The organism is Lysobacter sp. A289 (assembly GCF_054072675.1).
In genome coordinates, this window is the sequence record NZ_JBSVRN010000001.1 from 1,647,223 (window position 1) to 1,670,083 (window position 22,861).

16 protein-coding genes and 1 pseudogene are annotated in these 22,861 nt (G+C 66.0%); 8 read left to right on the plus strand and 9 right to left on the minus strand.

Annotated features, from left to right (window positions below):
• Positions 1–34 precede the first annotated feature (34 nt).
• Positions 35–2,965: an aminomethyl-transferring glycine dehydrogenase gene (gene gcvP, locus ACW5DN_RS07565; RefSeq protein WP_456962101.1), complete on the plus strand. Its 2,931-nt coding sequence runs from the start codon at positions 35–37 to the stop codon at positions 2,963–2,965.
• A 96-nt stretch (positions 2,966–3,061) separates the two neighbouring features.
• On the opposite strand, the gene ACW5DN_RS07570 is transcribed toward gcvP, so the two are convergent.
• Positions 3,062–5,032, minus strand: a complete 1,971-nt coding sequence (locus ACW5DN_RS07570; protein WP_456962102.1) for a hypothetical protein — start codon at positions 5,030–5,032, stop codon at positions 3,062–3,064.
• Between the two features lie 107 nt (positions 5,033–5,139).
• Positions 5,140–5,409 (minus strand): hypothetical protein, encoded by a 270-nt coding sequence (locus ACW5DN_RS07575; RefSeq protein WP_456962103.1) that lies wholly within the window; start codon positions 5,407–5,409, stop codon positions 5,140–5,142.
• A 71-nt stretch (positions 5,410–5,480) separates the two neighbouring features.
• Here ACW5DN_RS07575 and ACW5DN_RS07580 point away from each other — a divergent pair, with 71 nt between their 5' ends.
• Genes ACW5DN_RS07580 through ACW5DN_RS07595 form a run of 4 tightly spaced genes read left to right on the plus strand, consistent with a single transcriptional unit; the run spans position 5,481 to position 10,391 of the window.
• Positions 5,481–5,918 carry a type II toxin-antitoxin system death-on-curing family toxin gene (locus tag ACW5DN_RS07580; protein WP_456962991.1) on the plus strand — a complete coding sequence of 146 codons (438 nt, stop codon included), beginning with the start codon at positions 5,481–5,483 and terminating at the stop codon, positions 5,916–5,918.
• A gap of 41 nt (positions 5,919–5,959) precedes the next feature.
• Positions 5,960–7,831 carry an FUSC family protein gene (locus ACW5DN_RS07585; protein WP_456962104.1) on the plus strand — a complete coding sequence of 624 codons (1,872 nt, stop codon included), beginning with the start codon at positions 5,960–5,962 and terminating at the stop codon, positions 7,829–7,831.
• Positions 7,832–7,878: 47 nt separating this feature from the next.
• On the plus strand, positions 7,879–9,342 hold the full coding sequence (locus ACW5DN_RS07590) for a M64 family metallopeptidase (RefSeq protein WP_456962105.1): 1,464 nt from the start codon (positions 7,879–7,881) through the stop codon (positions 9,340–9,342).
• 38 nt (positions 9,343–9,380) lie between these two features.
• On the plus strand, positions 9,381–10,391 hold the full coding sequence (locus tag ACW5DN_RS07595; protein WP_456962106.1) for a DJ-1/PfpI family protein: 1,011 nt from the start codon (positions 9,381–9,383) through the stop codon (positions 10,389–10,391).
• A gap of 32 nt (positions 10,392–10,423) precedes the next feature.
• On the opposite strand, the gene ACW5DN_RS07600 is transcribed toward ACW5DN_RS07595, so the two are convergent.
• Positions 10,424–10,837, minus strand: a complete 414-nt coding sequence (locus tag ACW5DN_RS07600; protein ID WP_456962107.1) for a VOC family protein — start codon at positions 10,835–10,837, stop codon at positions 10,424–10,426.
• A gap of 38 nt (positions 10,838–10,875) precedes the next feature.
• Between ACW5DN_RS07600 and ACW5DN_RS07605 the strand changes: the two genes are divergently transcribed.
• The gene (locus ACW5DN_RS07605; RefSeq protein WP_456962108.1) at positions 10,876–11,226 is read left to right on the plus strand and encodes a nucleotide pyrophosphohydrolase; all 351 of its coding nucleotides are present in this window, start codon (positions 10,876–10,878) and stop codon (positions 11,224–11,226) included.
• A 75-nt stretch (positions 11,227–11,301) separates the two neighbouring features.
• On the opposite strand, the gene ACW5DN_RS07610 is transcribed toward ACW5DN_RS07605, so the two are convergent.
• Both ACW5DN_RS07610 and ACW5DN_RS07615 read right to left on the minus strand, forming a co-directional pair.
• Positions 11,302–12,210, minus strand: a complete 909-nt coding sequence (locus ACW5DN_RS07610; RefSeq protein ID WP_456962109.1) for an HNH endonuclease — start codon at positions 12,208–12,210, stop codon at positions 11,302–11,304.
• A 45-nt stretch (positions 12,211–12,255) separates the two neighbouring features.
• Entirely contained in the window at positions 12,256–13,362 is a 1,107-nt protein-coding gene (locus ACW5DN_RS07615; protein ID WP_456962110.1) for a hypothetical protein, read from the minus strand.
• Between the two features lie 206 nt (positions 13,363–13,568).
• Between ACW5DN_RS07615 and ACW5DN_RS07620 the strand changes: the two genes are divergently transcribed.
• Both ACW5DN_RS07620 and ACW5DN_RS07625 read left to right on the plus strand, forming a co-directional pair.
• Complete coding sequence (locus tag ACW5DN_RS07620; protein ID WP_456962111.1) at positions 13,569–17,558, plus strand: chemotaxis protein CheB; 3,990 nt, start codon at positions 13,569–13,571, stop codon at positions 17,556–17,558.
• Positions 17,555–17,917, plus strand: coding sequence for a response regulator (locus tag ACW5DN_RS07625; protein ID WP_456962112.1), 363 nt, complete (start codon positions 17,555–17,557; stop codon positions 17,915–17,917). The genes ACW5DN_RS07620 and ACW5DN_RS07625 overlap by 4 nt, the downstream gene beginning before the upstream one ends.
• A gap of 28 nt (positions 17,918–17,945) precedes the next feature.
• On the opposite strand, the gene ACW5DN_RS07630 is transcribed toward ACW5DN_RS07625, so the two are convergent.
• The 4 genes and pseudogenes from ACW5DN_RS07630 to hflX form a co-directional block, all read right to left on the minus strand.
• On the minus strand, positions 17,946–19,238 hold the full coding sequence (locus ACW5DN_RS07630) for an adenylosuccinate synthase (protein WP_456962113.1): 1,293 nt from the start codon (positions 19,236–19,238) through the stop codon (positions 17,946–17,948).
• Between the two features lie 172 nt (positions 19,239–19,410).
• Complete coding sequence (hflC, locus tag ACW5DN_RS07635; protein ID WP_456962114.1) at positions 19,411–20,274, minus strand: protease modulator HflC; 864 nt, start codon at positions 20,272–20,274, stop codon at positions 19,411–19,413.
• Positions 20,271–21,413: an FtsH protease activity modulator HflK gene (gene hflK, locus ACW5DN_RS07640; RefSeq protein WP_456962115.1), complete on the minus strand. Its 1,143-nt coding sequence runs from the start codon at positions 21,411–21,413 to the stop codon at positions 20,271–20,273. Before hflK ends, hflC begins: the two co-directional genes overlap by 4 nt.
• A gap of 203 nt (positions 21,414–21,616) precedes the next feature.
• Positions 21,617–22,817 (minus strand): annotated as a pseudogene (hflX, locus tag ACW5DN_RS07645) (ribosome rescue GTPase HflX); the annotation flags it as partial.
• Positions 22,818–22,861 lie beyond the last annotated feature (44 nt).

A 22,861-nucleotide genomic window follows, 5' to 3' on the forward strand; every position in this document is an offset into this window, starting at 1 on the left:
TGCGGCACGCACGTAGCCTTCGGACGCCCCTGCCATGAGCCACGACACCCAATCCTCCCTGCGCGCGCTTGAGCACCACGACGCCTTCGTCTCACGTCACATCGGCCCCAACGACACCGAGGTCGCGCAGATGCTGCGCACCGTCGGCCACGAGTCGCTGGAAGCCTTCACCGATGCCATCGTGCCAGCCTCAATCCGCTCGCCGGAATCGCTGGCGCTGCCAGACGCCGTAACCGAGGTGGATGCGATCGCCATGATCCGCACCATCGCGGACCGTAACCAGGTTTTTCGCAGCTTCATCGGCCAAGGCTATTACGGCACCCACACCCCCAACGTCATCCTTCGCAACATCCTGGAGAACCCGGGCTGGTACACCGCCTACACCCCGTACCAGGCCGAGATCTCGCAAGGCCGGATGGAGGCGCTGATCAACTTCCAGACCATGTGCGCCGACCTGACCGGCATGGAGATCGCCAACGCCTCGCTGCTTGACGAGGCCACCGCCGCCGCCGAGGCGATGACCCTGGCGCGCCGCTCCAGCCGCGCCAAGACCAATGTGTTCTTCGTATCCAACGGCGTGCATCCGCAGACCCTGGAAGTGATGCGCACCCGCGCGGAGCCGCTGGAGATCGAGCTGGTGGTCGGCGATGACGCCACCGCCGCCGACGTCGAGGCCTTCGGCGTGTTGCTGCAATACCCCGACACCTTCGGCGCGGCGAACGACTACGCCGCGCTGGCCGAGGCGGTGCACGCGCGCGGCGGCATCGTCTGCGTGGCAACCGACCTGCTCGCCCTGACCCTGCTGGCCTCGCCCGGCGATTGGGGCGCGGATATCGTGGTCGGCAACACCCAGCGCTTTGGGGTGCCGTTCGGCTTCGGCGGCCCGCATGCCGCCTTCATGGCGTGCCGGGATGCGTACAAGCGTTCGATGCCCGGTCGCCTGATTGGCGTGTCGGTCGATGTCGAGGGCAACACCGCCTATCGGCTGACCCTGCAGACCCGCGAGCAGCACATCCGCCGCGAGAAGGCGACCTCCAACATCTGCACCGCGCAGGTATTGCTGGCGGTGATGGCGTCGATGTACGCGGTCTACCACGGCCCCGAAGGCCTGACCCGCATCGCCCGCCTAACCCACCGCTTGGCCGCGATCCTGGCCGGCGTGCTGCGCAAGGCCGGGGTCGCCGTCAGCGATAACTTCTTCGACACGCTGCACGTTACCGGCATCGATGCCGCCGAGTTGCACCATCGGGCCCAGGGCGCGCACATCAACCTGCGGGTCATCGACCGGGGCAGCGTCGGGATCAGCTTCGATGAGACCACCACCCGCGAGGACGTGATCGCCGTCGCCGGTCTGTTCGGCGTGCAGATCACCGACGTCGACGCGCTCGACGCGCAGACCACCGACGCGCTGCCTGCCGCGTTGCTGCGCCAAAGTGAGTTCATGACCCACCCGGTATTCAACACCCACCACAGCGAGCACGAGATGCTGCGCTACATGCGCGCCCTGTCCGACAAGGATCTGGCAATGGATCGCACCATGATCCCGCTGGGCAGCTGCACCATGAAGCTCAACGCCACCGCCGAGATGATCCCGATCACCTGGCCGGAGTTCGCCAACATCCACCCACTGGCACCGGCCGGCCAGGCGCTTGGCTACAAGGAGTTGATCGACGGACTGGAAGCCATGCTGGTGGAAATCACCGGCTACGACGCGGTCAGCCTGCAGCCCAACTCCGGCGCCCAGGGCGAGTACGCCGGGCTGCTGGCGATCCGTGCCTACCATCGCGCCAATGGGCAGGAGCAGCGTGACATCTGCCTGATTCCCGAGTCCGCCCACGGCACCAACCCCGCCTCGTCGCAGTTGTGCGGGCTGAAGGTGGTGGTGACCAAGTGCGATGCGAACGGCAATGTCGACGTCGAGGACATCCGCGCCAAGGCCGAAAAATACAGCGACCGGATCGCTGCCTTGATGATCACCTACCCGTCGACCCACGGCGTGTTCGAGGAAGACGTGGTCGAGATCTGCGAGATCGTCCACCAGCACGGCGGCCAGGTCTACACCGACGGCGCCAACATGAACGCCATGGTCGGCCTGGCCAAGCCGGGCAAGTGGGGTTCGGACGTGTCCCACCTCAACCTGCACAAGACCTTCTGCATTCCCCACGGCGGCGGCGGCCCCGGCGTCGGCCCCTGCGCGGTCAAGTCGCACCTGGCCCCCTACCTGCCTCGTGCCTACTCCCCTGCCGGAGAGACTGTCCGAAGCACGGCGGAAGGCACTCCCATCGCCACCGGTGGCATGGTCAGCGCCGCCACGTTCGGCAGCGCCAGCATCCTGCCGATCAGCTGGATGTACATCACCCTGATGGGCACACAGGGCCTGCGCAAAGCCAGCCAGATCGCCATGCTCAACGCCAACTACGTCTCAAAGCGCTTGGCTCCGCACTACCCGACCCTGTACACCGGCCGCAACGGCCTGGTCGCTCACGAATGCATCCTCGACCTGCGCCCGCTGGAGAAGACCACCGGTGTGTCCGCCGAGGACGTCGCCAAGCGTCTGGTCGACTTCGGCTTCCACGCCCCAACCCTGAGCTTCCCGGTCGCCGGCACCCTGATGGTGGAACCGACCGAGAGCGAGTCGCTGCACGAACTGGACCGCTTCATCAACGCGATGATCCAGATCCGCGAAGAGATCCGCGCGATCGCCGACGGCAAGCTCGACCGCGAGGACAACCCGCTCAAGCACGCCCCGCACACCGCCGCCCAAGTCAGCGCCAGCGAGTGGACCCACGCCTACCCGCGCGAGTTGGCCGCGTTTCCGCTGGCGGTGCTCAAGCAGCAGAAATACTGGCCGCCGGTCGCCCGCGTCGACAACATCTATGGCGACAAGAACGTGTTCTGCAGTTGCGTGCCGATCAACGAGTTCGAAGGCGAGATCGAGGCGTTCAGCGAGCCGAACGTATCCTGATCCGTTTTCAAAAAAGCTGACGCCCCCGAACCGGGGGCGCCGGGCTGTGTCCTCGGCGCTGGATAGTATTTCCGCGCCGCCGCCCGGTGGCCGTACTCAGCCGCCGTTTGCCTCCCGCCACTCCAGGAATGCGTCCCTGGTCGCGAAGGTGAACGTGCAGGCATCGCCGCCATCGCCGCCACCGTCCGCGACCGGATCGGTGACATAGAGATGGATCGTGGTCGGGTTCGCGCAGTGATACGAGACCTCGACGCTGGCATAGGCCCTGGGCGTGGAGGTCTTCTCGAGCCAAGCGGCGAGCATCTGCTGCAGCTCCTCGGGGGTCCGCAGGAAGCCGCGGTTGCGAGGCATCCCTTCATTGATCATCTCGGCCAGCTCCTCGGGAGTCCGCTGGAAGCCGCGGTTGACGCCTTCCTTCCACCAGTCGTCGAGCGACGGCGAAGACGGATCCTCGGCACCGACGTACGCGGTCACGTAGCCGCGTGCCTCGGTCCCGTGGTGGCCGGACTCGGTGCGAATGTCGACGATGTAGTCGCCCTCGGATTCCGACGACGATACCCGCGCGGGACTGCCCGACTGGTGCGCGCCCTCCAGCTGGAAGTCGTTGTTGCGCAGCGACCACTGCGCATGCACGGGCGCGCCGGCGACCAGGCGCCAGTGCAGCCTCGCCGCTTCGTCAGCGGCGCCGGTGGCGGTGAACTTCACCTGCACGCCCTCGTCTTCCGGCCGGTGCAGTTGCTTCGGCTCGACCTCCAGGTCCAGCGGTTCACCGGCCAGCGACGACGCAACCCTGGCGACCCCGCGGGCGATGGCGATGGCATTGGCCGCTTGTTCCGGTTTCCCGTTGATGGCCTTCTCGAAGCTGGACACCAACGCCTTGTCGGTGCCGGTACCGGCATCGCGGTCGAATGCGGCCAGGATCAACTGCATCTCCAGCAGCGACAGGCGGGTCTGCCCGGAACGTGGACCAGCCCCCTTGACCGGAAGCTCGGAACCCGGGCGCCCCAGCGCACGCCGCTGCGGATCGGCCAGGTCGACCGGCGGATCCTGCAGCCGTGCCATCTCGGTGATGAACAGCGGTACGAAACTGGCCGGATCCTCCGGCGCCTTGGCCGCCGCCTGCACCCAGCGCTCGAGCGCAAGCTGGAAATCCTCGCCCGCCCCGTACTCGGGCCCGACCTTGCTCGCGTAGACGTTCTGGAGGCGCTCTGCCTGCCGCATCGCATCGCGTCGCTCCTTGCGCGAGTCCTGTCCTTCGCGCAGGGTTTCGCGCGCCGCGTTCGCCGCTTCCCGCGCAGCGGTCAGCTCTTCGCGCGCCGCGGTCAGTTCCTCGCGTGCGGCCAGCACCACGGATTGCGCCTGCTTCGCCTCGCGGCTGGTGGCGTCGCGCACGGCCTTGTTGGCTCGTTCGACGCGCGCGCGCGCCTCGCTTGAGCGGGCTTGGGGCGCGTCCAGCACCGAATCCTCCCAAGCCTCGAATTCGGCCCCCTCGGCTTCGCGCGCGACTTGCCGCGCCTGCGCCACCTCGCGTTGTGCCTCACGGCGACGCTCTTGCGTGTACTCGTCCTCAATGTCGCGGTTGGGCTGCCGGGCTTTGCCGGACTGCTGGGCATTCGGGAACTCCCAGCCAAAAGACGCCAGCATGTGGGCGAACTCGGCCACTTCCAGGCGCGCGCGGACGCCGCGGTCGCGCGCTTCCATCGCCATGTGCACGGTTTCCCGTGGCGTCACCGTGAACGAAGCGGCGGGGGCATGCGCGGCCACCAGTTCGCTCTCACCGTCGCGGGTGGCGATGCCGCCGCGCGCGAGGATCTCGCGGGTCGCAGCGACCGCCACGTCGAGATCTTCGGCTTGGTTCAGTTGCCGCACCAGGTCAGCCCACGCGCCCTGCGGGATTTCCGCAAAGTCGTGACCACCATCGCCACCGCCCAGGATCCGGGGCAGCAGCGAACTACGGTCGCCTTCGCGCGCCGTCGCGTCGCCACCATCGGTCGATGCATCCCCACCACCACTGCAGGCACCCAAGGCCAGCACCGCAACCAGTGCAACCCATCCGTATCGATTCATCTTCCCTTCCCCGTACTTACGTCAATAAATTGAAGTAGTTACACCGGGGAAATGATACCGGGAGGACAATTTCCGCGCACTATTGTGCGATTACCGTAAGGCGAGTCTCAGGTTTCCGGCGGCGGCTTCAGTTCCTCCGCCAGTTCGTCGAGTTCGGTGATGGCCGCCTCCAGCGCGTCGTGGAACTCGCCCTGGCGCGTCATCAGCTCCTCGATGGTCTTCGACTCGCCGAGCTTCTTCAGCTTGCCTTCGTCGAACTTGAGCCACTGTGCCGTCAGTAACTCGACGTTGTTCTTCGAGTAATGGCGCATCTCCTTGAGCTGGGTCGCAAGGTCGGTGACATGATCGAGCGGGGTCTTGGGGGTTTCGTCGGACATGGTGGCTCCCGGAAGCGAATTCCCCCAAAGGTACGAGGGCGGCGTGTGAACCGATGTGAATCCGGATGTTCATTCCTGCATGGCAGCGCACTTACCACTTGCCCCTTCACCACCGCCAGCTCGCCGAGCATGGCGGCGGCAGCGAATTGCGTGACGCCGGGTTGCTGGATTCGGCCCTGGCGCGCTCGCAACAACTCCATGCGTATGGCGATCCGCCACCCGACCTGGCCGACCTCGCCGCCAGCCTCGCGTTCGAGCTGGCGCGCAAGCATCCGTTCGTGGACGGCAACAAGCGCACCGCGCATGTCTGCTATCGGGTGTTCCTGCAGCTCAATGGCTTCACCTTGGTCGCAAGCAACGAGGACAAGTACACCTCAATGCTCGCCCTCGCCGAAGGCTCGATGCCGGAAGCCGAGTTCGCCGCGTGGCTGCGTCGCCACATCCAGCTTGAACCAGCCAGCGGCGTGCACGAGCCGCCGAAGCGTTACGCGGGCATGGCCGGCGGCTGAGTCGCCGTGCCGGCCGGGCGATGATCGGCCACAATCGCCGCATGTCGACCATGCCGCCGATGTCATCCGCCCGCCGCATGCTGCGCGGCATGCTCGACATCCAGCCGCCCACGCCGCGACGCTGGCTGTTCGCATTGCGCGCCAGTGCCTGTATGGGTGCGCCGGTCGTCGCCGGCGCGCTGGCTGGCGACGTGCCGGCCGGACTGATGGCGGGCATCGGCGGATTCACCGCGTTGTACGGCGCCGGCCGGCCCTACCTGAGTCGCGCCAGGCACCTGGCGGTGATCGCATTGGCATTCGCGCTGGCGGTCGGTCTGGGGCTGTGGGCGGGGACGTCGGCGTGGGCGACGGTATCGATGGTCGCGCTCATCGCCATGCTCGCCACATGGCTGGGCAATGCCCTGCAGATCGGGCCGCCGGGCGCCTACATGTTCGCACTGGCCTGCGCGGCGGGCACCGCGATGCCGGCCGCGCACCTGACCCCGCTGCACGCGGCAACGCTGGTCCTGGCCGGTGGCGGCTTTGCCTGGCTGGCGCACATGGGCGGCGCGCTTTTCCTGCCGCATGGCCCGGAACGCAGCGCGGTCTCGGTCGCCGGCACGGCGGTGATCGACTATGTCGCGGCGATCGGCAGCGCCCGCGAAGGCCAGGCCCGTCACCGCGCGGCATTCACCCTGCACCGGGCGTGGTCGGTGCTGGTCAGCCAACAGCCGGCGCACGTGCGCGCCGACGGCACGCTCGGCCGCCTGCGCACTCTCAACCATGAGTTGCACCTGCGTTTCGCCGAGGCGATGGGCGCAGCCAGCCGGCAATCGCCGGTGCCGGCTGACCTGTCCGACGACCTGCGCCGGCTGCTGGCACAGGTCCGCGACCCGCGCGAACTGCCCGGCTCCACAACCGACGAGGTACCACTGGGCCATCCCAGCACCCGCGCCGTCCTGCTGGAAGCATTGCAACCCGGCTCCAACTCGCGCCGGGTGATCCTGCGCGTCGGCGTGGCGGCCGTGGTCGCCGGTGCGCTCGGCGCGGCCGTCCACCTTGATCGCGCGTACTGGGCGGTCGCTGCGGCGGTGCTGATGCTCCACCAGGGCTTCGACTGGCTACGGATGCTCCAACGCAGCATCGAGCGCCTGCTTGGCACCTGGGTCGGGCTGCTGCTGGCCGGCGCGATCATCGTCGCGCATCCGCAGGGCCTGTGGCTGGCGCTGGTGGTGATGGCCCTGCAGTTCACCATCGAGATGGTGGTGGTGCGCAACTACACGCTGGCGGTGGTGTTCATCACCGGCGCGGCGCTGACCCTCGCCAGCGGCGGGCAGCCGGTGGCGTCGCCCGGGAGTTACCTCTTGGCGCGTGGCATCGACACCCTGGCCGGTTGCCTGGTGGCGCTGCTGGTGTTCCGGCTGATCCCGCCACGCGCGTCGACCGCGCGGATTCCCGAACAACTGGTCCACGCCCTGCAGGCGGTCGACGCGGTGGTCGTCCACCTCGCCGCCGGCACCGTCACCACGATGGACGCGAAGCACGCGCGGCGCCAGCTCCAGCACGCCAGCTTCGCCCTCGCCCAGGCGCACGAGGAGAGCCTCGCCGCCTCGCGCCCGCAGCGTCGCGCCGCCGAGCACAGCTGGCCCGCGATCGCCGCCACCGAGCGCCTCGCCTATCGCACCCTGTCGGCCTGCTGGTCGCTGGAACACCTCGCCGGAGACGCCGCGCGCGAGGCCGCCGCGTCGATCTTCCCCGCCGATGGCGAAGCACGCGTGCACCAGGCACTCGATGCCCTCGCCGACGCCGTGCGCGACGGCAGCACGCCCCCGTCACTGGCCCCGATGCCGTCGTTGCTCGAGGCGGAGCTGCGCAACCTGCGTGAATGCCTGGTGCGCGAGTCGCACGTCGGCGCACGCGAGCCTGTCCCGTAGAGGCGCCATGGCCATAGACTCGGGGAAACCATCACCCGGGTGACCCCATGCTCCGTCACACCACGACTCGGCGCCTGCCCCGACGACTGCTGACCAGCCTCGCCCTGCTGTGCCTCCTCCCGTTCGCGTCCGCCAGTACCGTCGCCCATGCCGTGGCCACCACCGCCGCGCCGCAGACGATGCGGCTGGACTACCTGCACAGCGGCGACGCCAATGAGCAGCACTACGCGCTCGACCGCATCGTGATCGAACCGCTGCCCTGGCCGGGCAACCCGGCGCGGCCGATCGACGACAGCAACCGCGGCAACAACAAGTTCGAAGTGCTCGACGCCGCGACCGGCGAGCTGCTGTACTCGCGCGGCTTCAGTACCGTTTTCGCCGAATGGCGCACTACTGAGGAAGCCGGGAGCGTATCGCGTGGGTTCCAGGAGTCGTTGCGTTTCCCGACGCCGGCCCAACCCGTCACCGTGCGTATTTACGAGCGCGACGCCGCCAACGCCTTCGTGCCGGTCTGGAGCATCGACGTCGACCCCGCCGCTCTCACCATCCAGCGCAACACCATGCCCTCCACCCTCAAGCCCGTCGCCATCCGCGACAACGGCCCCTCGTCGCAAAAGGTCGACCTGCTGATCCTCGGCGACGGCTACACCGAGGCCGAGCGCGACAAATTCATCGCCGACGCCCGGCGCCTGAGCGACCACCTGTTCACTGTCTCGCCGTTCAAGGAGCGCGCCGCCGACTTCAACGTCTGGGCGCTGATGGCGCCGACCCCGCAGTCCGGCATCTCGCGCCCGTCGACCGGCGATTACCACCCGTCTGCGCTCGGTGCGCGCTACGACATCTTCGGCAGCGAGCGCTACGTGCTGGCGCTGGACAACCGCGCCCTGCGCGAGATCGCCCAGCACGCGCCCAACGAGTTCATCGAGATCCTGGTCAACAACCAGACCTATGGCGGCGGCGGCATCTTCGGCCAATTCAGCACCGCCGCGGCCGACAACGCCTTTGCCGACTACCTGTTCGTGCACGAGTTCAGCCACCACTTCGCCGGCCTCGCCGACGAGTACTACACCTCGCCGGTGGCCTACGCGCCCACCGACGCCAAGGTTGAACCGTGGGAACCCAACGTCACCGCCCTGCACGACCCTGCCCAACTGAAATGGGGCCACCACGTGCGCGCCGAGACCCCGGTGCCGACCCCGTGGCCAAAGACCGAGTACGAAGCGCGCCAGCGCGAGTTCCAGCAGACCCGCGCCCAGCTACGCGCCGACAAGCGGCCCGAATCCGAGATGGAAGCCCTGTTCCGCGAAGAGCTGGCCTACACCGAGCAACTGTTCGCCGACGAACCGTACAAGGCCGCCGTCGGCGCCTTCGAGGGCGCCAACTACGCCGCGACCGGCTACTATCGCTCGCAGATGCAATGCCTGATGTTCGACCGCAGCGACGCCTACTGCCAGGTCTGCGCCGATGCGGTGGCGGAGATCATCGACCTGTATTCGCAGGCGGCCCCTTGAGCCTTCCCTCGGACCCGACCCCATATGGAGATTCAGTCATGCGCAGTCCAGCGGCCGTAATCGGCATCGTGCTCGCCCTGTTGCTTTCATCTGCACTGCCCCGTCCGGCTTTCGCGGGCAATGCACCCAGCTCCCAACCCGAAGTGAACGTCGGCATCGTGTTGTTCGACGGCGTGCAGATCATCGACTTCGCCGGCCCCTACGAAGTCTTCGGCACGGCCGGGTTCGGCGTGGTCACCCTCACGCGCGACGGCAAGCCGATCACCACCGCGATGGGGCTCAGCGTCACCCCGGACCATGACTTCGCCAGTGCCCCGGCGTTCGATGTGTTGCTGGTGCCGGGCGGCGATGTCGGCGACGCGCAGGAGGACACGGTCCTGCTCGACTTCATCCGCTCACGTGCGAGCAACGCACGGCACGTGCTGTCGGTCTGCACCGGCGCCCACGTGCTCGGCGCCGCCGGACTGCTGGACGGCTTGCAAGCCACCACGTTTACTCCCCGCATCGATCAACTCGCCCGCCAGTACCCCAAAATCGATGTGGTTCGCGACGTCCGCTGGACCGACAACGGCAAGATCATCACTTCCGCCGGCCTGTCATCCGGCCTCGACGCCGCCCTGCATGTGGTCGCCCGCCTGCGCGGTAACGACGTCGCCCGCAGCACCGCCCTGCACATGGAGTACGACTGGCAGCCGGAAGGCGGCTTCGTCCGCAGTCGCATGGCCGACCGCTATATGCCGGGACTGCGGGACGTGGTCTGGCCCGAGGGCACCCAGTTCGATCGCAGCGTTTCCGTCGGGGACGAGCGGACGTGGCGCATACAGTACGAAGTCACCAGCCCGGCCACCCAGGACACCCTGATGCAGTTGATCGTCGACGGCGTCCAGTCCGAAGGCGACTGGACCCGCATGCCGGGCGCCGGCACCTATCGCTGGGAAGGTGAGATGGAGAACCGGCATGTCGTGCTGAGCTTCACGCCCACACCATCCGAGACCGCCGATGGCTTCGGGCTCGAGGTGACGCTCGACGCGGACGAACCGGCGAGCTAGGACAGCCCTGGTCGGCAACGACACACCGCTGGTCAGTCCGGCGGCCCCTTGAGCTCCACCACATTGCCCTCCGGGTCGGACAGGTACTGCGACGGCCCCTCGCCCATCGCGCCGTAGCGCGAACCGAACTCGCCGACCTGCACGCCATGCGCCTGCAGGTGGGCGGCGATGGCGTCGCGGTCAAACGGCAGCACCTGCAGGCACAGGTGGTCCATGTTGCGACCCTCCGCCCCCGGCGCCGCACCGCCCATGCGCCCGAGCTTGCCTTCGACATCGACCAGGTCGATCAGCGAATCCCCCGCGCGCAACTGCAACAGGCCGATCGCCTCCTGCCGCTTCTCGACCGTGCAGCCGAGGACATCGCAATAGAACGCCTGCATCGCCGCCACGTCGCGGACGCGCAGGACAACATGGTCGAGGCGCTGGAGGGAGAAGGGAATGGTCATGGGTTTAGGATAGCCCGGACACCGCACGGACCCCTCACATGAGCCAGGACATCGAAGCACTGCAAGCCGCCCTGCGCGATTTCGCCCGCAAGCGCGAATGGGGGCAGTTCCACTCCCCGAAGAACCTGGCCGCCGCGCTGTCGGTGGAAGCGGCGGAACTGCTGGAGCACTTCCAGTGGTTGACCGAAGCACAGAGCCGCGACCTGCCCGGCGACAAGCGCGAGCAGGTCGCCGAAGAACTGGCCGACGTCCTGCTCTACCTGCTGCAGCTGGCCGACAAACTGGGCATCGACCCGGTGGACGCCGCATGGCGGAAGATGGAGGCCAACGGGAAGAAGTATCCGGTGGAGCGGGCGAAGGGGCGGATTACGAAGTACACCGAGTTGTAGTAGCACCTACCGTTGCCAGTCTTCATGCAGGCGCAGGTAGGGGCACAGCCGTAGGAGTGAGGCCGGAAATGACTCCTATGATTGTCCTCGTGATCTGCGGCAAACCTTTCGGTGTTGCTCTAGGTGAGCAAGATGAGGGCGATCAGCGTGTTCCCCAGGCAGGGACAAGTTGCGTCCGTCGAGCGCTGCGTACTCTGATCCATCCAGCTCCGGGGCTACCCGAACCCGCATCGTGTCGTCAATCCAGATGCGCCCCAGATCGAACACCGTATGCAGGTCCGTTCGCAAAAGCAGTCCGTTGTCTGTTCGCTGCGTCTGATCGCCCAGATACGGGACGATGTGCGCAGCTTCCAGCACATCCATGACAGCGCAGCCGGAGATGGCGCACCTGCCGCCATAAGCCCGCAACAGTCCATCGCGAAACTCCCGCTGCCCACGACGCATGACGACTGCACGCATCACCTTTGACCGCGCATCGGCCAGCGATTGAATGGACTCCGTCTCGGCTTCAACATCACTCTGTGCCGAGGCATACGCATTCGCCAGTTCTCCCGGCATAACTTCCACCACATCAAAGCCGCCTGCGTCGGTGCGAAGGACATCGAACACGCCGTGCCGGGCCAGATCATATGACTGGTAGCGAACACTTCTGCCTTCCTTTGAGCGGAAGACCGCATCCCGTGGATGACCCTGATCACTCCGGAACAAGCGGCGCGATGAGTCGTAATGGCGACGGTTGGCGTCGTTGACCGTCAGCAGGGTCAGGTTCTCGCGGGTATCGGAGTAATCCGCTTCTGGCGCATTGTGTTTCAGCCACGACGTCACCTCGGCCACGGTGCTCGGAACGCCAAGCATCCGCAACGCGTCGAGCACACGCCAGTACTTCGCGCGATCCGGAGATGCGTCCACCGTCGGCAATGCGGTCAAGTCGACGACATCCGGCCAGCTCTGCTCGGTTCGGAAAGGCCGCTTCTGTTCAGCCATCAAAACACCCCCCTCAGTATCCTGCTCTCGGATCGGCGGCACGGCCTAATTACCTCCCACTAACCCCTGCGGCACCAGCCCGAGCTTGTTGATCGATTCGTTCACACCTTCCAGCGCCTCGTGGGTAGCAAGTACGTCCGTGTAATCCCAATACCGCAGCTTTTCGCGGAGAACGGCGACCCCGGCCGCATGCTTCTTTATCTTCTCGATCTGCGCTGCGTCCGACACGGCCACAATGCCCTGCACGGCCGCGTTGTTGAGCGCCTTGAGCAGGTTCATCAGCAGGCTGTCGATCGAACCTTTCGTCTGGACCTCGAACACGTAGATCACTCGGCCCATGTTGCCGATGGTCGATTCCCACACCGTATCGACCACCGAGCCGTCGGCCACTTTGATCTCGGTCTTGCTGGCGAAGCCCAGCCACTGACCTATATCGGCCAGCTTCTGCTTCACCTCGTTGTGGATGAACTCGGCAGTCACCTCGTCGGCTTTGGCGACCTCTTCCGACATCTCCACAGAGGATTCCTTGTGCCCCAACTTGCTCAGATTCTCCTCAACCTGCAGCTCCTCCCAGATGAAGTAATCCACGTCAAGAAAGTCGGCATCCTTCACCCCGGCGGCGCGTAGCTGAGCGGTCAGTGTTTCCCCGACTGCGCACAGTTCGCGGTACTTTTTCCCGGTCAGTTGGTAGTTGTACTTGGGCAGGCCGGGCACACCGAGGTAATTCAGACCCACATAAGCGCGACGGTTCCAAAGCAGATACCTGCCCGGATGCACATGCGCCAGCAACTCGCTCATCATTGCAGGGCCCATCCCCTTGATGCGGGCCCGGAAACGATCCCAACGGGCGTCGATCGGAGCATCACTCCAGAGCAGGTTCGCGATCTCCTCGCGGACGACATCCAAGCCGTGGTCGGCGATCAGCTTGTCGACGACGTACTGCTTGTTGCCCCAGATCAGCATGGCCCACAGTTTGGCCATGTACTCCAGCAGGTCGTCGGCCGTCATCGAACGCAGGCGGTCGGCGGTCCACGATTGGTAGTAGGTCACACGTTGGCGACGCTCGCGGATTGTTTGTGCGTACTCCGATTCGGGCCTGGCGAGCTTGTCCAGATAGTCCGCCACGTGATGTTGCAAGATCTCGATGTTCATTAGGATTCTCCAGCGGGGATTTCCCACTCCTTAGCCCAGCCCTCGCTACGCACTGGAAGTTCATTGAGCATGTCGCGGCAGTCCCCGAATAGACAAACCAACTTTACAGGACGGGGCACGGTGGATCGCCTCCCGGCGCATCCATTCACATCGCCCCCCCGCGGCGTCCGTGCATACTGGCGTCCCGCCGTGCGATGTCTCGCCGTATGCCGCAAGAAAACGCCAAGCCTTCGGGCGACACCGGCCCCGGCGCCGCCGGCGTAGCTGTCGCGCCCGAGCAGGCCGCAAGGCCGGACGCTGGGGCGACGGACGCCGGGACCGCGTTGTTACCGGACACCGGGCCGCTGCTGATTGTCGGCATAGGCGCTTCCGCCGGCGGGCTGGAGGCCTTCAAGAACTTCTTCGCGCAGATGCCAGCCAACAGCGGTATGGGGTTCGTGCTGGTCCAGCACCTGGCGCCACAGCACACCAGCTTGCTGACCGAACTGATCAGTCGCGGCACCGCGATGCCGGTACTGGAAGCCGTCGACGGCGAGCCGGTGCAGGCCGACCACATCTACGTGATCCCACCGGACGCCACCCTGACGATCGCCGATGGCGCGCTGGCGGTCAGCAAGCCAGCGCCACCGCGGCAACACCGCTGGCCAATCAATACGTTTTTCACTTCGCTGGCGCAGGATCAGGGCGACTGTGCGGTGTGCATCGTGCTGTCGGGCACCGGCAGTGATGGCGCCCGTGGCCTGCGCGCAGTCAAGGAACGCGGTGGACTGACTCTGGCCCAGTCCGGCTTCGACCACGTCGCGATGACCGGCATGCCGGCCAGCGCCGCTGCCACCGGCCTGGTCGACGCTATCCTGCCGGTAGAGGAGATGCCGGCGCGGCTGCTCGCCCACCTCCAGCACCTGCGGGCCACCGACAGCCACAAAGGCGCGGACGGTGAACGCCAGGACCTGGCCGCGCACCTGCGCACGATCTGTCGCCTGTTGCGTGCCGAGGTCGGGCACGACTTCAGTCAATACAAGGAGAAGACCCTGACCCGGCGCATCCAACGCCGCATGCATGTGGTCCAGGTCGAGACGGTGCCCGCTTATATTGATTATCTGCGCGGGCACCCCGAGGAACACCAGCAATTGTTCCGCGAGGTGCTGATCGGAGTCACCGAGTTCTTCCGTGACTCCAAGGCCTTCGAGACGTTGCAAACCACGGCGATCCCGAAGCTGCTGGCCAGCAAGGGCGCCGACGACGTGGTGCGGGTCTGGGTGTCGGGTTGCGCCACCGGCGAGGAGGCTTATTCCATCGCCATCTCGTTGAGGGAGGCCATGGATCTGCATGACAAGGCCGACCCGAAGGTGCAGATTTTCGCCACCGACATCGACGACCGCGCGATCAGCGCTGCCCGTGCGGGACGCTACAAGTCACCACTGGTTGGCGTCTCCGAGCAGCGTCAGGAGCGCTGGTTCACCCGCGACGGTGACGACTGGTGCGTGGCCAAGTCGATCCGCGAGATGTGCGTGTTCTCGCCGCACAGCGCGATCAAGGATCCGCCGTTCTCGCGCATGGATCTGGTGTCGTGCCGCAACCTGCTGATCTACCTCAATTCCGACCTGCAGGAACAATTGTTGCGGACCTTCCATTACGCGCTGCGGCCGGATGGTTACCTGCTGCTGGGCTCATCGGAGGGCCTTGGCCGTAGCGCCAAGCTGTTCACCGTGATCAGCAAGAGTCACCGCCTCTACACCCGCCGTGCCAACAGCGGGGTCGGCTTACCGGCGCTGCCCGAGCGCGGTAAGCCGGCGAGCGACACGACGCCGAAGCGCGGCGCCGAGACGCGGGCCAGCAGCGGGGCCCAAGACTGGATCGACCTCGGTGCACGCCGCGCACTGGAGAAGTACTCGCCAGCCTATGTGGTGATCGACGAGCAGCACGACATCGTGCGCTTCGCCGGCAACACCGGGCGCTACCTGGAGCCGGCGGCGGGCGCGGCCAGCCTCAACCTGTTCGGGTTATTGCACCGTGGCCTGCGGGTGGCCGCGCGCAGCGTGGTAAAACAGGCCGTAGACGCTGGCAAGCCGGTACTGCAGAGCGGTTTGAGCGTGTCGATCGGTGACCAGCGTCAACGCCTGCGGCTGATCGCGGTGCCGCTGCCCGTCCGCGATGCCGGCGTGCCGCTGTGCGTGCTGGCGTTCGACGAGATCGAAACGGTGCCGGCCGGCGAAACCGACAGCGACCATTCCGACGATCGCGGCACCGCGGTGGTCCAGGGACTGGAAGACGAACTGGCCAACGCACGCGCCGAGTTGCAGGCCGCGATCGAGCAGCAGGCGATGACCGGCGAGGAAATGAAGTCGACCAACGAGGAGTACCAGTCGGTCAACGAAGAGCTGCAATCGTCCAACGAAGAGCTGGAAACCTCCAAGGAGGAGATGCAGTCGATCAACGAAGAGCTGCAGACGGTCAACGCCGAAATCCAGGACAAGAACGACAGCCTCGCCCACCTCAACAACGACCTGCAGAACCTGCTCGACAGTACCCAGATCGCGACCCTGTTCCTGGACGCGCAGTTGCGGGTCAGCAACTTCACCCCGGCGATGACCGCGGTGTACCACCTGCGCGACAGCGACCGCGGCCGGCCGATCACCGAGATCGCCGCGCGGATCGACTACCCGGACCTGCGGCACGACGCGGGTCAGGTGCTGCGTACCCTGGCCATGGTCGAACGCGAGTTGCCGGCCAGCGACTCCGGACTGCTGTTCCAGTTGCGCATTCGCCCGTACCGCACCGTCGACAACGTCATCGACGGCGTGGTGTTGACCTTCGTCGACATCAGCGAACGCCAGCAGTACCGGATCGAGCGCGCCCGGTTGGCGGCAATTGTCGACTCCTCACGGGAGATGATCATCGGCCATCGCCTGGACGGCACCATCACCAGTTGGAATGCCAGTGCTGAGCGGATCCTGGGCCATACGGCGAACGAGGCGATTGGCCAATCGCTCTCGCTCCTGGCACCCGACAGCACCGAGCAGACCCGGCAACTGCTGGAGGCATGCGCGAAGCACCGCGGATCGACCGAAGTGGAAATGCAGTGGCTGCGACAGAACGGCAGTCGGGTACCGGTCGCCGTGACTTGTTCGCCGGTGCTGGACATGGAAGGCACGGCCATCTCCGGGTCGTTGATCGCCCGCGACAACAGCGAGCGACAACGCTTCGATGCCGAGTTGAAAGCCAGCCAGCGCCACCTGGCGCAGCTGATCGAGCAGACGACGGTCGGGATCGCCGAAATTGACGCCACCGGCCGGTTCCTGCAAGTCAACCCGGCCTACTGCACCATCGTGGAACGCAGTGCCGCAACCCTCGCCGGGATGCGCAAACAGGACATTACCCATCCCGACGACGTGCCCGGTTACATGAGGCAGCTGCACGCACTGATGGAGGGCGGCCCAGCGTTCCGGATCGAGAAACGCTATCTGCGGCCCGACGGATCGGAGGTCTGGGTCGACAACAGTGTCTCCCTGCTCACCGATCCGGGCGGCAGGCCCGACCGCGTGCTGGCGATACTGCAGGACATCAGCGAACGTCACCGCGCGGCCGAGTACCAGCAATTGTTGCTGGGCGAGCTCAACCATCGAGTCAAGAACACCCTGGCCAGCGTGCAGGCCATTGCGCAGCAGACGGCGGCCAACTCCACGGATCTGGACCAGTTCCGCGCCACGTTCCTGTCACGCCTGCATGCTTTGTCCAACACCCATAATCTGCTGGCCGTCGACGCCTGGAGCGGCGCGGGGCTGCGCGAAATCGTGCTCAGCGAGCTGGCGCCCTACCAGCATGACAACGAAAGCCGGGTCCAGTTGAGCGGCGCGGCGCTGAAGCTCAGCCCCAAGGCCGCTCTGGCACTGAGCATGACCCTGCACGAGTTGGCAACCAACGCGGCCAAGTACGGCGCGCTGTCGGTGCCCGACGGGCGGGTCGCGGTGCGATGGGAGACACGCGTGTTCGAACAGGTGCCGTGGCTGCACCTGCTGTGGACCGAGAGTGGTGGGCCCCCGGTCACCCCACCGACCCGGCGGGGCTTTGGTTCACGCCTGATCAGCGAGGGGCTTGGATACGAGCTGCAAGGCAAGGCGACACTGCAGTTCGATCCGGCCGGCGTGACCTGCAGGATCGAGTTGCCGTTGGCGGAAATCGAGAGCCCATCGTGAACACCGTCCTCGCCCCCGGGTGTCTGCTGATCGTCGAGGACGAGATGCATCTGGCGATGATGCTCGAGGACATCCTGGTCGATGCCGGTTATCGCGTACTCAAGGCCTCGCGGGTGCCCACCGCGCTCGCGCTGGCGACGGCGGAGCCCATCGACGGTGCGATCCTCGACATCAATCTGGCCGGAGTGCAGGTATTCCCGGTGGCGCAGGCACTGCGCGAGCGCGACATCCCATTCCTGTTCACCTCCGGCTATGGCGAGGACGGCCTGCCGGACGACTACCACGGCTGCCCAATGCTGCAGAAGCCGTATGTGGTCGCACAGCTGAAACAGGCGGTGAAGACCCTGTTGCGCTGCTAGTGTTGCACGGCTACCGGTGCATCGGCGTCTACGCCCATGGGTCTTGCAGCACGATGTTGGCGTCACGGTCGGGGCCGGTGGAAACCATCGCCAGTGGGCAGCCGGAGAGCTCTTCCAGCGCGCGCAGGTAAGCGCGGGCGGCGGGCGGCAGCTTGTCCCATTCGGTGATGCCGTGGGTGCTCTCCTCCCAGCCCGGGAACTCCAGGTAGACCGGCACGCATTCGTCCCAACCCTGCGCATCGAGCGGTGCGTACTCGGTCTGCTTGCCGCGGTACTGGTAGCCGATGCACATCTTCAGGGTCGGCATGCCGTCCAGGATGTCCAGCTTGGTGATGCACAGACCGCTGATGCCGCTGATCGCGACCGCACGCTTGAGGGCGACGATGTCGATCCAGCCGCAGCGGCGCGGGCGACCGGTGGTGGCGCCGTACTCCTGACCGCGGTCGCGCAGGCCCTGGCCAACGTCGTCGTGCAATTCTGTCGGGAACGGGCCGCTACCGACGCGGGTCGCGTAGGCCTTGGCAATGCCCAGCACGTAGTCGATGGCATCGGCGCCGACACCGGTACCGGCCAGCGCGCCACCAATGGTGGTGTTGGACGAGGTCACGTACGGGTAGGTGCCGTGGTCGATGTCCAGCAGCGAACCCTGTGCGCCTTCGTACAGCACCCGTGCACCCTGCTTGCGCAGATCGTGCAGGATGCCGGCGACGTCGGACTTCATCGGCTCGACGTAGTCGCCGAATTCCAGCGCCTCATCGAGGGTTTTCTGGAAGTCCACCGCCTCGACACCGAGGTACTTGGTCAGCACGAAGTTGTGGTAATCCAGCGCGCTGCGCAGCAGTTCGGCCAGTTGCTCCGGGTAATGCAGGTCGGCGACACGGATGCCGCGGCGGGCGACCTTGTCCTCGTACGCCGGGCCGATGCCGCGACCGGTAGTACCGATGGCCTTGCCGCCGGCGGCCTTCTCACGCGCCTGATCCAGGGCAATGTGGTACGGCATGATCAGCGGCGTCGCCGGGCTGATCTTGAGGCGCGAGCGCACTTCGACGCCTTCGGCCTCCAGTTCGGCGATCTCTTTTTGCAGGGCGCCGGGATGCAGCACCACGCCGTTGCCGATCAGGCACAGCGCGCCTTCGCGCAGGATGCCCGACGGGATCAGGTGCAGTACGGTCTTCTTGCCATTGATGACCAGGGTGTGACCGGCGTTGTGGCCGCCTTGGAAGCGCACCACCGCACCGATCTGCGTAGTCAGCAGGTCAACGATCTTGCCCTTGCCTTCATCGCCCCACTGGGCACCGAGAACGACGACTGACTGACCCATTACGCATGCTCCTGAAGCATTGAGAGGCCGACGCGGCCAACTGTGCGGAAGGTTTCCACACACAGAAAAAGCCGGACGGGGAATGCCCCCAGCCGGCTTTTGTGCATTATCCGGGTTTCGGGGTCACAGGGCTAGCCCCGTGACCCGTCCCGGGTGAACTGACCGGCCGGCTTTACCTGTCGTTACCGAAGTACTGCAGGAAATCATCCTCGCTGTCGAGCATGATCACGCCCTGGCCATCGTCGAACGCGTCGCGATACGCTTCCAGACTGCGCTGGAACGCATAGAACGCCGGGTCCTTGTTGGCCGCCTCGGCATAGGTCGTCGCCGCTTCGGCATCACCTTGTCCACGCAGGCGCTGTGCATCGCGTTCCGCCTCGGCAATGATCACCGTCCGCTCCCGGTCCGCTTGCGCCCGCACGGTCTGGGCCTGCTCGGCGCCTTCCGCACGCAGGCGGCTGGCCACCTGGTGGCGTTGCGCACTCATGCGGCGATAAACGTCCTGGATCACCTGGCTGTCGGTCGGCAGGTCGATCTGCTTGATGCGCAGGTCGATGATCCGTACCCCGACCGTGGCGGCACCTTGATTGATCCCGTCCAGTTGCCGCTCGATGATCTCGGAACGATCGCCAGACACGATTTCCTTCAGGGTCCTGGCGTTGATCTCGTTACGCAACGAGTCCTTGATGATCGGCGCAAGACGGTCGATGGCAAGACTTTCGTCGCCGCCGGTGGCGCGATAGAACGCGCGCACATCCTCAATCATGCCGACGGTGAAGAAGTCGACGCTGACGTCCTTGCGCTCCGAGGTCAGGTAACGCTCGGGCTCCGCGTCAAGCACCATCAGGCGGCGGTCGAACACCATCGCGTTTTCCACCAGCGGCCATTTGAAGTGCAGGCCCGGCTCCAGGCCGGTGCGATCAACACGTCCGAGGTTGAGCACCATGGCGATCTGGCCTTCACGGACGACATAGGTCGAGCCCATGAACAGCAGCAGCGCGGCGACGCCAATCGCAATCCATACGGAATGTTTCATCGGCTCACCTCCGGGCGGCCAGTGGGTCTGGAGCTGCGATCGCTACGATTGGCTCCGCCGGACTTGGATGCCGGATCAGATAGCGCCCCGGATTCCAGCAACTGGGGGGTCAGCAGCGGCGCCGACGAGGTGCCGGTGGAAGTGGAGTTGCCGCCACCCGCGCCCTCGGCCATCGGTACGTAGATCAGCTGGCGTGAGTCGCCGCCAACGACCTTGCGGTTGCCCGACAGGACGTCCTGCACGGTTTCCAGCCACAAGCGCTTGCGGGTGACCTCCGGCGCATCATGGTAGGCGTCGACCAGCAACGAGAAGCGATCGGCGTCACCCTCTGCCCGTGCGACCGACGCGGCCTTGTAACCCTCCGCAACCGTTCGTACGCGTGCCGCCTGGCCGCGCGCCTCCGGAACCACCTGGGCAGCGTAGGCCTCAGCCTCGCTGATCAGCCGGTCCTTATCTTGTTGGGCGCTGTTGACGTCATCGAACGCAGGCTTGACCTCATCAGGCGGACGCGCGTTGGGAAGACTCAGTTCGGTCACGACCAGCCCGGTGCGGTAGGCATCCAGTGAGGCCTGCAACTGCTCCCTTGCCGACACCGCCAGCGCGTTGCGGGCGCCCAGCACGGTGTCCAGCGTGGAACGTCCCACCTGCTCACGGACGGTGCTGAGTGATGCCTGCTTCAGCATGGCGTCGGCGTTACGGGTTCCGAACAGGTACTTGTACGGATCGCTGACCCGGTACTGGACGTTGATCTCGACCTGGACGATGTTCTCGTCACTCGTCAGCACCGGCACGTTGGTGCCGAAGGTCTTGATCTCGGTAGCGTTGATCTTGATCACCGTCTCCACCGGCCATGGCAACTTGAAATGCGGCCCCGGTTGCAGGACGCGCGAGTAGTGGCCAAACCGCAGCACGGTGCCACGCTGCTGCTCGTTCACCAGCACGAAGCTGTTGAATACCAGCCACAGCACGAAAACCAGCAGGATCCAGCGCCCGATGCCGTTGCTACCGCCATTGCCGCCGCCTTCGAACAGGCCGCGCAAGCGATCGACGATCTCGTCCAGACCGTTGCCGCCGGGTCGGCGCTGTCGGGGGGGCCGGCCGCTGCCGGAATTGTCACTGCCAGGGGTGTTCCAGGCCATGCCTGCTCCTAATGTCGATAGACGCCGTCCTGCATTGTCCGGCAGGCGACCGATGATTCTAGGTGGGGGCGGCGCTTGCCTCAAGCAAGCGTGCGATCAAACGGTATCGGATGGGAGCTCCAGCGACTCCAGCAGTGGCTGCAGGGCATCGCCGTGCGGCTGCGTATACAGCCGTTGCACGTCTTCTTCGGTGATTTCCAGCCGCAGTGACCAACCGTGCTCGGCGGCATGCTCCTCGCGTACTGCCCCCAGCTCGTGCAGGCGGGCGCGCAGCCGTCCTGCGCTTGAGGACAGTTCCACTGTGCCGGTCACGTGGCGAAGCTGCAGCGCCTCGCCAATCACTTCCGGCAACAGATCCAGGCCAACGCCATCGCGCGCCGAGACCCAAACCCGCGAGTGGCCTTCACCCGGCCGATCGACCCGCGGTCGTACCTGTTCAAGCCGGTCGATCTTGTTGAATACCAGGATCTGCGGGAGGTCGCCGGCACCAATCTCGGCCAGCACCTCGTTGACCTGGGCGATCCGCTCGTCCCGCAGCGGGTCATCGGCATCGATGACATGCAACAGCAGGTCTGCTTCGCGCGCCTCCGACAAGGTGGAGCGGAACGCGGCGACCAGCTCATGGGGCAAGTCACGGACGAAACCGACGGTATCGGCCAGCACCACGGCGCTGCCGGACAATTCCATCCGGCGCACGGTCGGATCCAGGGTGGCGAACAGCTGGTCGGCGGCGTAGGCACCGGCACCGGTCAATCCATTGAACAGCGTCGACTTGCCGGCGTTGGTGTAGCCGACCAGGGCGACCCGCGGCAACTCGCTGCGGACGCGGCCACGACGCATCTGGTTGCGCTGCACCTCGACTTTCTGCAGGCGCTTTTGCAGTTGTTCCAGGCGTTTTTGCAGCAACCGGCGATCGGTCTCCAACTGGGTCTCACCTGGCCCACGGAGCCCGATGGAGCCGCCGCGCTGGCGCTCCAGGTGGGTCCAGCCGCGGATCAGGCGGGTCGACATGTGCTTGAGCTGGGCCAGCTCGACCTGCAACTTGCCATCGTGGCTGCTGGCGCGCTGGGCGAAGATGTCCAGGATCAGGCCGGTGCGGTCCACCACCCGGCACTGCAACGCACGCTCCAGGTTGCGCTCCTGGACCGGGCTGAGTGGGTGGTTGACCAACACCAGGTCAGCGCCGCTGGCCGCTGCGGCGGCCTGCACTTCTTCCAGCTTGCCGCTGCCGATCAAGATCGCGGCATTGGGCCGATCAATGCGCGCGGTCAGGGTGGCCACCACGTTGGCCCCGGCCGAACGGGCGAGCTCGGCAAACTCTTCCAACTGGCCCTCGTCGGGCGGTCCACCGGCGTGGGGCTGGATCAACAGGGCGTTCTCACCCTTGCGGGAGCGTTCAAACAAAGGTTGCGGACTCCGCGAATCGACTGGTCATGCCCACCAGATGG

Excerpts from the sequence above, each read along its gene's own strand:
- gcvP (WP_456962101.1), top strand. The coding sequence starts at position 35 with ATGAGCCACGACACCCAATCCTCCCTGCGCGCGCTTGAGCACCACGAC.
- ACW5DN_RS07570 (WP_456962102.1), bottom strand. The coding sequence starts at position 5,032 with ATGAATCGATACGGATGGGTTGCACTGGTTGCGGTGCTGGCCTTGGGT.
- ACW5DN_RS07575 (WP_456962103.1), bottom strand. The coding sequence starts at position 5,409 with ATGTCCGACGAAACCCCCAAGACCCCGCTCGATCATGTCACCGACCTT.
- ACW5DN_RS07585 (WP_456962104.1), top strand. The coding sequence starts at position 5,960 with ATGTCGACCATGCCGCCGATGTCATCCGCCCGCCGCATGCTGCGCGGC.
- ACW5DN_RS07590 (WP_456962105.1), top strand. The coding sequence starts at position 7,879 with ATGCTCCGTCACACCACGACTCGGCGCCTGCCCCGACGACTGCTGACC.
- ACW5DN_RS07595 (WP_456962106.1), top strand. The coding sequence starts at position 9,381 with ATGCGCAGTCCAGCGGCCGTAATCGGCATCGTGCTCGCCCTGTTGCTT.
- ACW5DN_RS07600 (WP_456962107.1), bottom strand. The coding sequence starts at position 10,837 with ATGACCATTCCCTTCTCCCTCCAGCGCCTCGACCATGTTGTCCTGCGC.
- ACW5DN_RS07605 (WP_456962108.1), top strand. The coding sequence starts at position 10,876 with ATGAGCCAGGACATCGAAGCACTGCAAGCCGCCCTGCGCGATTTCGCC.
- ACW5DN_RS07610 (WP_456962109.1), bottom strand. The coding sequence starts at position 12,210 with ATGGCTGAACAGAAGCGGCCTTTCCGAACCGAGCAGAGCTGGCCGGAT.
- ACW5DN_RS07615 (WP_456962110.1), bottom strand. The coding sequence starts at position 13,362 with ATGAACATCGAGATCTTGCAACATCACGTGGCGGACTATCTGGACAAG.
- ACW5DN_RS07620 (WP_456962111.1), top strand. The coding sequence starts at position 13,569 with ATGCCGCAAGAAAACGCCAAGCCTTCGGGCGACACCGGCCCCGGCGCC.
- ACW5DN_RS07630 (WP_456962113.1), bottom strand. The coding sequence starts at position 19,238 with ATGGGTCAGTCAGTCGTCGTTCTCGGTGCCCAGTGGGGCGATGAAGGC.
- hflC (WP_456962114.1), bottom strand. The coding sequence starts at position 20,274 with ATGAAACATTCCGTATGGATTGCGATTGGCGTCGCCGCGCTGCTGCTG.
- hflK (WP_456962115.1), bottom strand. The coding sequence starts at position 21,413 with ATGGCCTGGAACACCCCTGGCAGTGACAATTCCGGCAGCGGCCGGCCC.